The organism is Afipia sp. P52-10, from assembly GCF_000516555.1.
Classification (GTDB): domain Bacteria; phylum Pseudomonadota; class Alphaproteobacteria; order Rhizobiales; family Xanthobacteraceae; genus P52-10.
Genome location: NZ_AZSJ01000003.1, coordinates 2,417,338 through 2,431,015 on the forward strand (window position 1 = coordinate 2,417,338; position 13,678 = coordinate 2,431,015).

The 13,678-nt window shown below is 66.7% G+C and carries 13 protein-coding genes; 6 read left to right on the plus strand and 7 right to left on the minus strand.

What is annotated here, in order from left to right; translation table 11 throughout:
• The first annotated feature begins 274 nt into the window (after positions 1 to 274).
• A complete protein-coding gene (locus tag X566_RS12725) occupies positions 275 to 1,042 on the plus strand; it encodes a L,D-transpeptidase (RefSeq protein WP_034466738.1) in 768 nt (255 codons plus the stop codon).
• Positions 1,043 to 1,272: 230 nt separating this feature from the next.
• Positions 1,273 to 2,085: a MaoC/PaaZ C-terminal domain-containing protein gene (locus X566_RS12730; protein ID WP_034466740.1), complete on the plus strand. Its 813-nt coding sequence runs from the start codon at positions 1,273 to 1,275 to the stop codon at positions 2,083 to 2,085.
• Between the two features lie 153 nt (positions 2,086 to 2,238).
• Here X566_RS12730 and X566_RS12735 read toward each other — a convergent pair whose 3' ends face one another.
• From X566_RS12735 to X566_RS12760, 6 genes are all read right to left on the minus strand, one after another.
• Positions 2,239 to 3,033 carry a DUF2076 domain-containing protein gene (locus X566_RS12735; RefSeq protein WP_034468543.1) on the minus strand — a complete coding sequence of 265 codons (795 nt, stop codon included), beginning with the start codon at positions 3,031 to 3,033 and terminating at the stop codon, positions 2,239 to 2,241.
• A 146-nt stretch (positions 3,034 to 3,179) separates the two neighbouring features.
• Positions 3,180 to 4,025 carry a ChbG/HpnK family deacetylase gene (locus tag X566_RS12740; protein WP_034466743.1) on the minus strand — a complete coding sequence of 282 codons (846 nt, stop codon included), beginning with the start codon at positions 4,023 to 4,025 and terminating at the stop codon, positions 3,180 to 3,182.
• Positions 4,022 to 5,104: a glycosyltransferase family 2 protein gene (locus X566_RS12745; RefSeq protein ID WP_081740157.1), complete on the minus strand. Its 1,083-nt coding sequence runs from the start codon at positions 5,102 to 5,104 to the stop codon at positions 4,022 to 4,024. Before X566_RS12745 ends, X566_RS12740 begins: the two co-directional genes overlap by 4 nt.
• Before the next feature lie 134 nt (positions 5,105 to 5,238).
• Positions 5,239 to 6,216: an ATP phosphoribosyltransferase gene (gene hisG / locus X566_RS12750; protein WP_034466746.1), complete on the minus strand. Its 978-nt coding sequence runs from the start codon at positions 6,214 to 6,216 to the stop codon at positions 5,239 to 5,241.
• Positions 6,213 to 7,358, minus strand: a complete 1,146-nt coding sequence (locus X566_RS12755; RefSeq protein ID WP_034466748.1) for an ATP phosphoribosyltransferase regulatory subunit — start codon at positions 7,356 to 7,358, stop codon at positions 6,213 to 6,215. The genes hisG and X566_RS12755 overlap by 4 nt, the downstream gene beginning before the upstream one ends.
• Before the next feature lie 207 nt (positions 7,359 to 7,565).
• Positions 7,566 to 8,303, minus strand: a complete 738-nt coding sequence (locus X566_RS12760) for a 16S rRNA (uracil(1498)-N(3))-methyltransferase (RefSeq protein WP_034466751.1) — start codon at positions 8,301 to 8,303, stop codon at positions 7,566 to 7,568.
• A 494-nt stretch (positions 8,304 to 8,797) separates the two neighbouring features.
• Here X566_RS12760 and X566_RS12765 point away from each other — a divergent pair, with 494 nt between their 5' ends.
• Both X566_RS12765 and ubiA read left to right on the plus strand, forming a co-directional pair.
• Positions 8,798 to 9,544 (plus strand): hypothetical protein, encoded by a 747-nt coding sequence (locus X566_RS12765; RefSeq protein ID WP_081740158.1) that lies wholly within the window; start codon positions 8,798 to 8,800, stop codon positions 9,542 to 9,544.
• Between the two features lie 29 nt (positions 9,545 to 9,573).
• Complete coding sequence (ubiA, locus tag X566_RS12770) at positions 9,574 to 10,506, plus strand: 4-hydroxybenzoate octaprenyltransferase (protein ID WP_034466755.1); 933 nt, start codon at positions 9,574 to 9,576, stop codon at positions 10,504 to 10,506.
• A 124-nt stretch (positions 10,507 to 10,630) separates the two neighbouring features.
• Here the strand turns inward: ubiA and X566_RS12775 are convergent, their stop codons facing one another.
• The gene (locus X566_RS12775; RefSeq protein WP_034466758.1) at positions 10,631 to 11,158 is read right to left on the minus strand and encodes a DUF6101 family protein; all 528 of its coding nucleotides are present in this window, start codon (positions 11,156 to 11,158) and stop codon (positions 10,631 to 10,633) included.
• A gap of 246 nt (positions 11,159 to 11,404) precedes the next feature.
• On the opposite strand from X566_RS12775, the gene X566_RS12780 reads away from it, so the two are divergent.
• Both X566_RS12780 and X566_RS12785 read left to right on the plus strand, forming a co-directional pair.
• Entirely contained in the window at positions 11,405 to 12,796 is a 1,392-nt protein-coding gene (locus X566_RS12780) for a TldD/PmbA family protein (protein WP_034466761.1), read from the plus strand.
• On the plus strand, positions 12,783 to 13,574 hold the full coding sequence (locus X566_RS12785) for a 3'(2'),5'-bisphosphate nucleotidase CysQ (protein ID WP_034466764.1): 792 nt from the start codon (positions 12,783 to 12,785) through the stop codon (positions 13,572 to 13,574). The genes X566_RS12780 and X566_RS12785 overlap by 14 nt, the downstream gene beginning before the upstream one ends.
• Positions 13,575 to 13,678: the final 104 nt, after the last annotated feature.

Here is a 13,678-nt window from a genome sequence, read left to right on the forward strand (position 1 = left end):
TTTAACGCGGAGTTCACGGGCGGAACCCGGCGTTGCGATCGGGGCGAGGCGACGCAAAGCTGCGGTTAACCATGGCCCTGTGCCATTCACTGAAAATAAACGCTGTCGGCAGGAAGGGCCAACGTGCCGCATCGTGGTGAATCGAAACGGCCGGCTCGTTTACCAAACCGCATGGGGTTTCGCCTTTGATGAACCGGTGCGGCGGCTTCGCCGACAACGTCTCGCCGGACGAGGTGGGGCGTTCAACCAACGACGCAAAGTGCAGAGTACGTCGATGTTCAGGAAAACTGTCCGTGCGCTGGTGCTCAGCGCTGCCGTCCTCGTGACGGCTCTCACCGACCAGGCGGCGGCGCAATACGCTGCGCAGTATCCCGCTCAGGCCGGCTACGACAGCCGCTCCAATATGGGCGGCGGCTTCATCGAATTCCTGTTCGGCGAGCAGCCGCAGGCTTCGCCCTATCAAGAGCGCTATCAGCGGCCGCGTTACGCGCCGCAGGCGGACCCGTATCAGCCGCCGCAATCGTATCAGCGCCGGCCGATGTATCGCGAGGAGCGCGAAGAGGCTTATGAGCCGGCGACGCCCGGACGTCCGGCGATGGACCCGAAATACCTGAAGCAGGCGGTTAGCTATTCCGGCCGCGAGCCGGCAGGCACGATCGTCATCGATACGCCAAACAAGTTTCTCTATCTCGTGCAGGCCGACGGCCAGGCGCTGCGCTATGGTATCGGCGTCGGCCGTCCGGGCTTTACCTGGTCGGGCGTGAAGACGGTCACGGCGAAGAAGGAATGGCCATCATGGGTGCCGCCGGCGGAAATGCTGAAGCGCCGCCCCGACCTGCCGCGCTACATGGAGGGCGGCCCGGACAATCCGCTCGGCGCGCGGGCGATGTATCTCGGCTCCACGCTGTACCGCATCCATGGCTCGAACGAGCCGTGGACGATCGGCACCTCGGTCTCGTCGGGCTGCATTCGCATGCGCAACGAGGACGTGATCGACCTCTATGAACGCGTCAAGGTCGGCACCCGCGTCGTGGTGATCTGACTATCGTCGCAGACAGACCTGCAGCGGCCGCCTCCGGACAGAGGCGGCCGCTTTTGTTTTCGCATCCCGCACGGCACTGCTGCGGATGCGGTCGCGCAAAGCCGGGCCCATCGGGCGGGCGGCTGCTCTCCTGCGGGGAATGCGTTTTCTTGGTGCGAACCGGTCTCCACTTCGCTCAAAAACACGCGTATGGTCCGCTGCAATCATCGGACAACAGAAGGAACAACACGATGAGCGAATACGATGTCGAGCAGGTCACGCCGTACAAGGGGCTGCGCTACAAGAAGCGGACCATGAAGGTGGACGCCGAGGACGAAGCGCGGCTGATGGGCCTGTGCGGCATCGACCCGGCGGTGTTCCGCGGCTGTGCCGATCCGTCCGCGTTCATCAGCTTCGCCATTCGCGAGGGCGATCGCAACGGCATCTCCTCGAATGGCGGCGTCAACATGGTGCAGGGGCTGGTGCAGTCGCGGCCGTTGCGGCTCGATGAAACCATCACCGTGACTGGCGAGATCCTGGACGTGCAGCAGTCGCCGCGCGGCCGCGTCACCACCAGCGAGACCTGGTATCATGGCGAGAACGGCGAACTCGGCATCACCTCCAAGCGTACGTCGCTGAAGACGGATCCGACCCAGTATGCCGACCCGAAGCTGCGCGGCGCGGGCGAGCGGCCGGCGCCGGTGGTGGCCGATCCGTCGAAGCTGCGCGCGTTCGGCCGCTTCACGCTGACGCCGGCGGATGTCGTGGCCTATGGCCGCGACACCACCAACCCGATCCACACCCATGAGGACGCCGCCAAGCGCGCCGGCTATCGCGCGCCGATCATCGGCGGCGGGCAGGGCGTGCGCTTCCTCACCGCAGCGCTCTGGAAGGAGTTCGCGCCGAAGGCGGTGGACATGGACATCTACTTCCGCCGTCCGCTGTTCTGGGACGACAGCTTCGACATCATGGTCGAGGAGACGGGTGGCAAATGGACGGCGATGTGCCTCGCCAAGGACGGCAAGGTCGCGACCGAAATGCGGATCAATGCGCTGACGGCTTAAGCTGACGGCTGAAGAAGGCGGCTTGTGCGTCATTCCGGACGCCGCGAGGCGGCGATCCGGAATCCCACAATTGCAAATCTTTAGAGTTCATCACCTGCGAGATTCCGGGGCCGCGCCTTAACGGCGCGCCCCGGAATGACACCTACGGAGGGCTTACGCAAAGTCGCTGTCGCCGCCATCGTCGAAATCGTCGGAGTCGTAATCGTCCCCGTCGTCATCATCGTCATAGTTCTCGTTCGAGGCCTGATCGAACATGCCCTGACGGGACTCCGTATCGTTCTGGGCCGAGCGGCCGACGTCGTTGACGCCGGCATCGCGGGCGAGGTCGCCCTTCGACTGGTCGCCGCCGCTGCTCCAGGGATTGCTGCCGCCGCTCTCCTTGCCGGCGGCGGACGCATCGCCGAAGCCGTGCTTGGCGCCGCCCATCAGCCCGCCGATGCTGTTCATCAGGAGCGAACCGCCGATCACGCCCGCAGCGGCTGCCGCTGCGGTGCCGAGGAACGAGCCGCCACCGCCGACCGGGCCGCCTGGTTGCGGCGCGCCTGGTTGCGGCGGCGTCATGCGGGGATCGGCTTGCCGTGGATCAGCCTGATAGGCAGGATTGCTGTTCCAGACCGGGCGGTCGCCGGAGCCCGCGCGTACGTTCGGGACCGAGCCGCCACGGCTCGGCTGGCCGAGGATCGCGCTGCGCATGCTGTCGAGGAAGCCGCCCTGCTGCTCCTGCGGCGCGGGAGCCATGGCCTGCTCCAGCTCTTCGATGCGCGCGTCGGCGCGTTTCAGCGCCTCGTCCTGCACCAGCACCGTCTGCACCAGCGCATAGACGGCGTTCGGCGCACGCGACAACCCTTGCGAAATGGCGGCCATCGCATCGGGGTCGCGCGGTGAATTCTCCAACTTGCTCAGACGCTCGAACAGGTCATCGACCAGTGCGCGTTCTTCGCGGTTCATCCTTGCCTCCTCCATGAGAGTCCGTTCCGGCTTGCGGCCGGATCGGACAGGCCGCATGTAGGGAACGCTTGTGGCGGCACAAAGCCGGGGCTGAAAATATTTTCAGCCGCGGGGTGCGGCACTTTCGACGTGAACAATTCGTAAGGTCATGCCAACGTTACATTGTTCGCCGCGAGCATGCGGGGGAAGTCGTCGCTCATCAGCCAGTCGTATTCGGCCCGGCGCTGATCGGTCAGCGGGTCGAGCGCGACCAGCGTCGCATCAACGAATCCCGGATGGCACATGATCAATCCGCCGTCCGGCAGCCGGTGCAGGAAGCGTTCGAACAGCTTGCCGAAATCCGGCTTCTTCGAGAATTTGTAGGCGCCGGCGAAGGCCGGATTGAAGCGCAGCCCGGCGCGCGTCGCGCGCTCGCGGAACGCGACGCTCAGTACGTCCAGCATCAACGCTTTCGCGTCCTTGACGGGGCGCGGCTTCTCGCCGCCGCGGCCGCACTGCCGCACCCAGGCGTTCGGCGCATGCTCCTTCACCGCCGAGAGGAAGGCATCGCGCACCTGCGGAAAGAGCTGCGCGTGCTGATGGCCATCGACATAGTCGGGGGCGCGACCGAGCATCGTGGTAAAGGCCTCGATCTGGGCGACGATCTCGGCGCGGAAGATCTCGACGTCCAACCGACGCAGCAGTGCGGTCTGCAGCAGCTTGCCGAGTTTCAGGAATTCGCCATGCTTCTGCGGCCGGAAATGCAGGGTGAGGGGGTGATACGGCGCCGTCAGCGTCAGGTGCAGGCCGATCGAAAAGCCCGGCCGGTCGCGGGCAACGGCCTTGAGATCGTCGATCTCGTTGCGGGTGAAGGCCGGCCCCACCACCATCACCGAGGTCGCGCTGAGCCGGCCCTTGCCGATCAAGTCGCGGATCGCGCGGTTGACGCCTTCGCTCATGCCGTAGTCGTCGGCACAGAGCGAGATCCGGCGGGGCGCAGGCGCTGCGGTCATTCGGCCGCGGTCCGGGATGTTGGCGAGCGGGCCTGGTCGGGAAGCGGCAGACTGCCCTGCATGCTGTCGGCTCCCGCCCGCTTGACGATCTTTTCGGCCACGAAGTAGACCGGCCGCGCCTTCAGTTCGTAGATGATCTTGCCGATGTATTCGCCGACGACGCCGATCATCACCAATTGCATGCCGCCGAGCACCATCACGCCGACGATCACCGACGCATAGCCGGGGACGGATTTGCCGTCGATGAACGTCTCCCACAGGATCGACAGGCCGAACAAGAAGGCGGCGAAGGCGATCGCCGCACCGAACAGGCTGGCGAGGCGCAGCGGCGCCACCGAGAACGACGTCAGGCCGTCGATCGACAGGCCGATCAGCCGCGCCGGATTGAACGAGGACTGGCCATGGGCGCGCGGCGCAGGCTCGTAGTCCACCCGCATCTGGCGGAAGCCGATCCAGCTCGACAGCCCCTTGAAGAAGCGGTTGCGCTCGGGCAGTTGCCGCAGCGCCGCCGCTGCGCGCGGCGAGAGCAGGCGAAAGTCGCCCGCATCCTCCGGAATCTTGTGCCGGGCGCGGAAGTTCATCAGCGCATAGAATCCCTTCACCGAAAGCCGCAGCACGGCGGATTCGTTCTTGCGGTGCGCCTTCGCGGTGTAGACGACGTCGTAGCCGCCCTCGATCCAGTGCTTGACCAGCGTCTCCACCAGGGCCGGCGGGTGTTGGCCGTCGCCGTCCATGAACAGCACCGCGCCGCCGCGCTGGGCATGGTCGAGCCCCGCCATCAGCGCGGCCTCCTTGCCGAAGTTGCGCGACAACGAGATCACGCTGACGTCGAGAGTGGTGGCCGGCAGGGCCTGTGCCACTTCCAGCGTATCGTCGGCGCTGCCGTCGTTCACGTACACCACCTCGCAGCGCAGGCCGTAGGCGTCTTTCAACGTGGTCGCGAGGGCGGCGATGTTGTCATGCAGCCGCTTGAGTCCCGCGCCCTCGTTGTAAAGCGGCACGACGATCGACAGGCCCTTGGCCGCGGCGGACCGCGCGTCGGCAGTGAGATCGGAGATGTCGGCACCTAGCGTCGTCATCGTCTGTTTCCGTCGGCAGAGCGCGCTGTCGGACACGGCCGTCGGACCACGCTTCGCATCGTCAGGATATGGTCATGCTGCCGCGCTGTGAACACCCCCGCCGGCGCACTGCCGCATATGGGGCAGAGGCGCTGTCAGGATTTCAGAAATGCCTCCAGCCGGGCAAACAGCGGATTGGCACGGTCGAACACGTAATCGAGCGAGGCGACCGAGACCGCCTCCGCGCCACGCTCGCGCAGGAAGCTCGCCAGCCCGTACAGGTGCTTCGGCGGGCAGTGCAGCGTCACCATGCCGGACGAGGTCGGTCCGCCGAACGGCGAGACCACGCCGAACCGGCGATGGGCCTCAGTGAGCAGCTCGGCGTTGCAGCCCTGGAAGCGGGTACGGACCTCCTTGAAGGCTTTCGCGCGCGCGCAGGCGGAGATGTGGTCGAAGATGATGCGCGCGGTGTCGAGCGCATGGCCGTTCCATTCGGCGGCGCGCGAGGCGACAAGGTTCGCCTGGCTCTTCAGCATCACGCCGTCGTCGAGCACCTTCAGCCCGTTGGCGGCGAGCGTTGCGCCGGTGGTTGTGATATCGACGATCAGTTCCGCCGTGCCGGAGGCGGGCGCGCCTTCGGTGGCGCCGGCGCTCTCGACAATGCGATAATCGACGACGCCGTGACGGGCGAAGAAGCCGCGCGTCAGATTGATGTACTTGGTCGCCACCCGCATGCGGCGGTTGTGCTGGGTGCGGAATTCGGTCGAGACGTCGTCGAGGTCGGCCATCGTGCGCACGTCGATCCAGGCCTGCGGCACGGCGACCACCACATTGGCATAGCCGAAGCCGAGCCCCTGGATCAGCGCGACCTTGTCGTCGGCGTTGACGATGCTCTCGCGCACCAGATCTTCGCCGGTGACGCCGAGATGCACGGTGCCGCGGGCGAGCTGTGACGCGATCTCGCTCGCCGACAGATAGGCCACCTCGACATTGTCGAAGCCGGTGATGCTACCGCGATAGTCGCGGGCGCCGCCGCCCTTGGCCATGGCGAGGCCGGCGTTGTTGAAGAACGCGTCGGTGTTTTCCTGCAGCCGTCCCTTGGAGGGAACGGCGATGACGAATGGCTGGGTCATGCGATGTCTCCGGCTTGCGCCAGCGCGTCGATCCAGACCGAGAAGCCGACCGCCGGGATCGGCGCTTCGGCGCCGAGCCGTGTCAGCAGGCCGTCATAGCGGCCGCCGGCGACCAGCGGCTCCGCGCCGTTGCCTCGCGCGTGCAACTCAAACTCGAAGCCGGTGTAGTAGTCGATGCCGCGGCCGAACGCGGTGGCAAAGCGGATCGAGGCGACGTCGAGGCCACGCGCCGCCATGAAGCCGATCCGCTGTTCGAGCAGGTCGATCGCGGTTGCGATGTCGAGCTTGGCGTCCGCAGCAAGCGCGCGCAGCTGCGCTACCGCATCGTCCGGCTCGCCGGTGATTGCCAGGAAGCGCTCGATCGCCATCACGGTTTCCTTCGGCAGCGCGCCGCCGGCCATGGTCGATTGCTCGAGGAAGCGGTCGGCGATCTCGGCATTGCTGCGGCCGGAGAGGTTGGTCGCGCCGGCGATCGAGATCAGGTCGCGCACCAGCGCCAGCGCCGCCTTGCGGTCGGAGCCGGCGAGCGCTGCCAGCACGCCGTGATAGTCGGTGCGGCTTGCGCTGGTGGCGAGCGTCATGCGCTGCAGATCCTGCGCGAGGCTGATCTTGCGGTTGAAATCCTTCATCAGTCGCCGCTTCCATACCGGCGCGAGGTCGAGCGCGGCAATCAGCGCAGCGAACAGGCCGACATCGCCGGTGCGGATCTCCACGTCCTTCAGGCCGAAGGCGGCGGTGGCTTCCAGGCCCAGCGCCAGCATCTCCGCGTCGGCGGCGGCGCTGTCCTTGCGGCCGAACGACTCGACGCCGGCCTGCACGAATTCGCTCGCGCGGCCGTCGCGATAGCGGAACACCGGGCCGAGATAGCAGAAGCCTTTCGGCTCGCCGGCCTTGCCGGACGCGAGGTAGTCCCGCGCCACCGGAATGGTCAGGTCTGGGCGCAGACACAGCTCGTCGCCGCTGGCATCGGTGGTCAGGTACAGGCTCTTGCGGATGTCCTCGCCCGACAGGTCGAGGAACGGCTCGGCCGGCTGCAGGATCGAGGGGTGCGCCGGCGCATAGCCGGCCGCCGCAAACGACGCCAGCAGGGCGTCCGCGCGGGCGGCGGAGCCGGTCGCTGAGGGCGCGGCGGGGGTGGTCATCGATAAATTCCGCTCAACAGATGTTGCGATCGTTGCGACATGTGTTGCGATAATCGCAACGTTGCGCGGCGTTTAGCACGCGCCGCCGCAACTTTCATCTGGCGATCGAGCAACCCGGCGTGGCAGCTGCCAAATACCTTAACGCCTTCATATCCAAGGTGGAATTCGCCTAACGGGCGGATTTGGCGTCCCGAGCGGGGCCGTGTGTCACCCCAGCACGGCCTGCACCAGCGCCAGCGCCGCCACCGCCGCGGTATCGGCCCGCAGGATGCGCGGCCCGAGCGACAGGCGGACGTGGTTCTCCTGCCGCAGCAGCCAGGCGCGTTCCGCCTCGGAGAACCCGCCCTCAGGGCCGATTAGCACATCGATGCCGCCAGCGGCCCGGTCGCGGACCGCCTCCAGCGCTGCCACCGGGCTCTGCACTTCGGCGTCCTCGTCACAGAACACCAGGAGGTCCATAGGGTCGCGCTGGTCGAGGAAGCGCTCCAGCGGCACTGGCTCGCTGACCTCGGCGATGGTCAGGATACCGCACTGCTCGGCGGCTTCGATGACATTGGCCCGCATGCGCTCCAGGTTGAGCCGCGAAACCTGGGTGTGCTGGGTCAGCACTGGACAGAGCGCGGCTGCGCCCATCTCGACCGCCTTCTGCGCCATGTAGTCGAGCCGCGCATGCTTCAGCGGCGCAAAGACGTACCGCAGACGCGTCGGCGGCTGCTGCGCGCGCTGCTGCGTGTCGATCACCAGGGCGTCGATGCGCTTGCGGCCGGCGAGGCTGGCGCGCCATTCGCCGTCGCGGCCGTTGAAGGCCAGCACGGCGTCACCGGCGCCGAGCCGCAGCACGTTGCCGAGATAATTGGCCTGCGCCTTGTCGAGCGGAACGGCGGCGCCCGGCATGAGCGGGGCGTCAAGATAGAGGCGCGGCGTGCGGAAGTCGTAGCGAGGCATCGAGCCTGATCCTGGCAGGTGAGAGCCGGTTCGGAGCCGGATCAGGCTGATCCAGACCCAGGCATGACCCCGAGAAGGGAAACCGGTTTTCCGATACGGATCATGCTCATACAGAAAGATGCGGCCCTGCCTAGAGTGTTTCGAGCGGCCCAGGCTCGCGCGATCGATACCGTCAGGACCGGCAGGTATGGTCCGGTGCGAAACGGCCGACCGGCCTCCTGCCCGTTCGACCCGGAGCCGTGCGCTTTGGCCGCGTCCGGAAATGGAACCATGCCGCGGGAATGCCGAAATCATCGGGTTGTTAACGGGATTGGGTCATCGTAAAATTCGCTTGCGCGGGGTGGTCCGGGAGGCCTTCTGTTGGCTCTGGCACCTCCGGTCGGGCCCCAAACCGCGCAAGACCCATAAGTTTCCGGTTCGCTGATCCGGTATTCGCAGGGCCGCCCTGCGGGCCCGGTTCGAGACATGGACAGCTTATCGTTGAGGGAATCATCTTGACCGTTCGACGCTTTTCGATCCCGTTGAGCTTCGCTGCCACCTTCGGCGTCACCGTTGCGGTCATAGCCGCGATGACCACCGGAGCAGCCGCGCAGGGGGCGTTCCCGGCGCCGCTGCCGAATCAGTCCGGCGGCGCGGCCTCGCCGTTCCCGCCAGTGAACGGTGCGGGGGCGAGCCCGAGCAACGCCGCCGCGTCTCCATTCCCGCCGGTCAATTCGGCCGCCGCGCCCCCGAGCGCATTCCCCTCGCAAGGCGCGGCACCGCTCGGCGGTGGACTGGGCGGCGGCGCGTTTGGCGGTGGCGGTGCGCCCGGCGGCGGGGGCGGTGCATCCGAGCAGGAACAGTGCATGAAGCAGTTCGGGCCGCTGCGCGAGGAGGCCCAGCGCCGCGCCAACCTGATCAAGGCCGCGAGCGAGCGCAAAGCGCCGGCGCAGGAAGCCTGCAAGCTGATCAACAACTTCGTGCAGGCGGAAGCCAAGCTGGTGGCGTTCGTCACCTCCAAGCAGAGCCTCTGTCATATTCCAGCGGATATTCCGAAGCAGATGAAGACGGGGCATGCCCGCACGCTTGAATTGCGCAAGAACGTCTGCGCGGCGGCGACCGCCCAGCAGCAGGGCGGGCCGGCTGCGCCGCCGAGCCTGAGCGAGGTGCTGAGCTCCTCGGGCGGCGTCGAGACGCGGGCCGCCACCCGCAGCGGCGGTAGTACATTCGACACGATCAATGGTAACGTGCTGGCGCGCTGATCCGGCGCGCTGATGCTGACATGGTTCCCATGAGCGACATCTCCGGCCGCGTTGCCGATTCCACCGGCAACTGGGTCGATTCGCTGGCGCCCGAATGGGCCAAGCCCTACCTGCGCCTGGCGCGTTATGACCGGCCGATCGGCTCGTGGCTGTTGCTGCTGCCGTGCTGGTGGTCGGCGGCGCTGGCGGCCGGAATCGCGCACGACGTTCGTTCGCTGCCCTGGGTGCTGGCGTTGTTCTTCGTCGGCGCGTTCGTGATGCGCGGCGCGGGCTGCACCTGGAACGACATCACCGACCGCGATCTCGACGCCAAAGTGGAACGGACGCGGTCGCGGCCAATTCCGGCCGGGCAGGTGAGCGTCACCGGCGCCGTCCTGTTCCTGGTGGTGCAGGCGCTGATCGGCCTTGCCGTGCTGCTGCAGTTCAGCACCTACGCCATCGTCGTCGGCATCGCCTCGCTCGGCGTCGTCGCGATCTATCCATTCATGAAGCGCATCACCTACTGGCCGCAGGTCGTGCTCGGGCTCGCCTTCTCTTGGGGCGCGCTGATGGGCTTCGCAGTGACGCTCGGCATGCTCGGATGGGCGGCGCTCGCGCTCTACGCCGGATCGATCGCCTGGGTGATCGCCTACGACACCATCTATGCGCATCAGGACCGCGAGGACGATGCGCTGATCGGGGTGAAATCGACGGCGCTGCTGTTCGGCGCGAACACGCCGCGGATGCTCGCGTTGTTCTACAGCGTTGCAGTGGTGCTGATCGGCGTGTCGATCTGGTTTGCGCGCGGTGGCTGGCTCGCGGGTCTCGGCCTGCTGGCGTTCGCCGCGCATCTGGCCTGGCAGGTGCGCGCGATCCGGATCGACGATCCGGCGCTCTGTCTGCGCCTGTTCAAATCGAATCGCGATGCGGGCCTCTTGCTGTTCGCAGGCCTCGCCGCCGACGCGTTGGTTCGTTCGCTTTAAGGTGCCCTGAGTGGGAGCCGGTTTTCGGGACAGATCATGCCCGAAACAAGAATCCGAAGCGCGATAACACTCGATCCGGATCGCGCTTGAGCAGTCTCAACTGAGAGATGTTAGGCAAGCGAGATTAGGTGCGCGCGATGATCTCGCGCTCGCCGCGATGAATGCTCATGGTGGCGATGCTGCCGCCGGCCTTGCGGCGTAGCAGGATCGACGGCCTGCGGGTCTTGATGGCGTTGCGGCGACGACGACGCGGCGCGGGCTTGCGAACCGCGTCGGCGGCCTGCTCGTCGAGGCGCGGCAGCGCCAAAGTATCCGACCAGACCTGCCAGTCGGTGTCGACGCTGTCGTCGCTCACCGTCAGCGGCACCGACAGCGACGGATCGCGATGTTTCAGGATCAGCGTCGGTGCACCCTCGATGGTGCGCAGCGCGACGCCGAGATAATCGCTGATGCGGACGTTGATCGCCATCCGCATACCCCGCACCGCGCGGTGCAACGTCACACGGTCGCGGCGGATTTCGATGCGGCGGACACCGCCATCGGCGCGCGTGTCGCGCGCCTCGAAGCTCGCCGGTAGAGAAAGAGGGTCGAGCCGCTCAGCACGGCTCGACCCGGCGGGTGCAACCCCGCTGGTGGATGTTTGACGCCTCACGGCTTTCGTCTCCCCGCCGGAATTATTGCCCGGTCGATGGGAGGACTTTGCCAGAGCCGCGGCCGGATTCGCTTAACGAGGCTGGTTAAAAGACTCTACCCTCGCCGCATACTTGACGAGTCCTTGCCGATTTCCTGAAAAACCCTTTATGTGCAGGGTGAATCACGGTTGAAACCCGCATCAATCAAGCACATCTCTAGCGTTCCATCTCTGTCGCATTCTGCGACACCCAATCAGGATCGTTCTGTGTCCCAATCCACGACAGCCTCCCGCGGCACTCTTTCGGACAAAACCGGCCTGCTCGATCAATCCGCGCTGACGGAACTCGCACAACGTCTCGTTGAGGCGGCCAAGCGTGCCGGTGCGGACGCCGCCGACGCGGTCGCCGTGCGCGGCGTTTCGCAAAGCGTGGAGATCCGCGACGGCAATGTCGAAGCATCCGAGCGTTCGGAAGGCGACGACGTCGGCTTGCGTGTGCTGGTGGGGCGCCGCCAGGCAGTGGTATCGACCAACGATATCGCCGCCGATGCCGCAGCGCTCGCCGAACGCGCGGTGGCGATGGCGCGGATCGCGCCGGACGATCCCTATGCCGGATTGGCCGATCCGGCGCTGCTGGCGAAGACGTTTCCCGAGCTCGACCTGCTCGATCCGCATCTGCCGTCGGTTGATGAACTCGAACGGCGCGCGCACGAAGCGGAGGCGGCGGGCCTTGCGGTCAACGGCGTGAGCAAGTCCGATGGCGCCGGGGCGTCGGCCGGTATCGGCGGCATGGTGCTGGTCACCAGCACCGGCTTCTGCGGCGCCTACCTGCGGTCGAGCCAGGGCATCTCGATGACGGCCATCGCCGGCGAGGGCACCGGCATGGAACGCGACTACGATTTCACTTCAGCGATCCATGCCTCCGACCTCGCGACGCCAGAGAGCGTCGGCAAGGGCGCGGCCGCGCGCGCGGTGGCGCGGATCAATCCGCGCAAGGTCGCAACCACCAAGGTTCCGGTGGTGTTCGATCCGCGTGTGGCGGGGTCGTTGGTCGGCCATCTGATGGGCGCGATCAACGGCGCGTCGATCGCCCGCAAGACCAGCTTCCTGAAGGACCGGATGGGCCAGCAGCTGTTCGACAAGGCCATCAGCATCATCGACGATCCGTTGCGCCTGCGCGGCCTGCGCTCGCAGCCGTTCGATGCTGAGGGCGTCGCGGTGAAGCCGCTTGCGTTCATCGAGAATGGTGTGCTGACGTCGTGGGTGCTGGACTCGACCACCGCGCGCGAGCTCGGGCTCGTCACCAACGGCCGCGCGCATCGTGGCGTGTCGTCATCGCCGTCGCCGGGCGGCTACAACCTGCACATGACCGCAGGCAAGCTGTCGCCGGCGGAGTTGATCGCCGACATCAAGAGCGGCTTCTACGTCACCGAGCTGATCGGCTCCGGCGTCAACGGCGTCACGGGCGACTATAGCCGCGGCGCCAGCGGATTCTGGATCGAGAACGGGCAGATCGCCTATCCGGTCAGCGAGGTGACGATCGCCGGGCATCTGCTCGACATCTTCAAGTCGCTGACCCCGGCGAACGATCTCGTCTTCAAATACGGCGTCAACGCGCCGACACTGCGTATCGAAGGGCTGACGATTGCAGGCCGCTGACGCCGAGATCGCGCACGACGCCGCGTTGCTGACGCAAACGGTGCGCGCAGCGGGCGCGCTCGCGCGCACGATGTATCGCACCGATATCAGGCAGTGGACCAAGAGCGGTTCCTCGCCGGTGTCGGAGGCTGACATCGCGGTGGACGAGCTGATCCGCCAGCGGCTGCAGGCGGCGACGCCGGATTACGGCTGGCTGTCGGAGGAGAGTGTCGACGATCGCTCGCGTCTGCGGAAGCAGCGGGTGTGGATCGTCGATCCGATCGACGGCACGCGCGCCTATCTCGGCGGGCGGCAGGACTGGTCGGTCAGCGTCGCGCTGGTGCAGGATGGACGGCCGAAGCTCGCGGCTGTGTTCGCGCCCGCTACCGACGAATTCTTCTTCGCGAGCGACGGCGGCGGCGCCACCCTCAATGGCGAGCCGATCGCGGCGTCCGCCGGCGACGCGTTCGACATCGATCGCATGGCGGGACCGCACTTCCTGCTCAACCGCGTGCGCGGCGCATCATCGCCGGAGCTGCGCAACTACAAGATCGGCTCGCTTGCGCTGCGCATCAGCCGCGTCGCGCAGGGGGCGCTGGATGCAGCCTTCGTCGGTGGCAACAGCCGCGACTGGGATCTCGCCGCCGCCGACCTGCTGCTGCACGAAGCGGGTGGGCGGCTGACGTCGTTGCAAGGCGAGGCGCTGGCGTACAATCGCGTCGAGGTGACCCATCAGGTGCTGGTGGCGGCGGGGGCTGCACGCAGCGCGCGTCTGATCGCGCATCTCGCGACCCACTGAACGGGTGACGGCGGTTGCCATCCCGGCGATGGCATGAAATTGCGCGATTTCGCGTTGGTGCGCATGTTCTTTTCGCCGTCGCCGGGCCTAGGGCGCCGCTGGAC

What these genes read in the sequence shown, in the direction of transcription:
- X566_RS12735 (WP_034468543.1), bottom strand. Translation starts at nt 3,033, where the DNA reads ATGAACCGCGAAGAACGCGCACTGGTCGATGACCTGTTCGAGCGTCTG.
- X566_RS12760 (WP_034466751.1), bottom strand. Translation starts at nt 8,303, where the DNA reads ATGCCTCGCTACGACTTCCGCACGCCGCGCCTCTATCTTGACGCCCCG.
- X566_RS12725 (WP_034466738.1), top strand. Translation starts at nt 275, where the DNA reads ATGTTCAGGAAAACTGTCCGTGCGCTGGTGCTCAGCGCTGCCGTCCTC.
- ubiA (WP_034466755.1), top strand. Translation starts at nt 9,574, where the DNA reads ATGAGCGACATCTCCGGCCGCGTTGCCGATTCCACCGGCAACTGGGTC.
- X566_RS12745 (WP_081740157.1), bottom strand. Translation starts at nt 5,104, where the DNA reads ATGACGACGCTAGGTGCCGACATCTCCGATCTCACTGCCGACGCGCGG.
- X566_RS12730 (WP_034466740.1), top strand. Translation starts at nt 1,273, where the DNA reads ATGAGCGAATACGATGTCGAGCAGGTCACGCCGTACAAGGGGCTGCGC.
- X566_RS12740 (WP_034466743.1), bottom strand. Translation starts at nt 4,025, where the DNA reads ATGACCGCAGCGCCTGCGCCCCGCCGGATCTCGCTCTGTGCCGACGAC.
- hisG (WP_034466746.1), bottom strand. Translation starts at nt 6,216, where the DNA reads ATGACCCAGCCATTCGTCATCGCCGTTCCCTCCAAGGGACGGCTGCAG.
- X566_RS12755 (WP_034466748.1), bottom strand. Translation starts at nt 7,358, where the DNA reads ATGACCACCCCCGCCGCGCCCTCAGCGACCGGCTCCGCCGCCCGCGCG.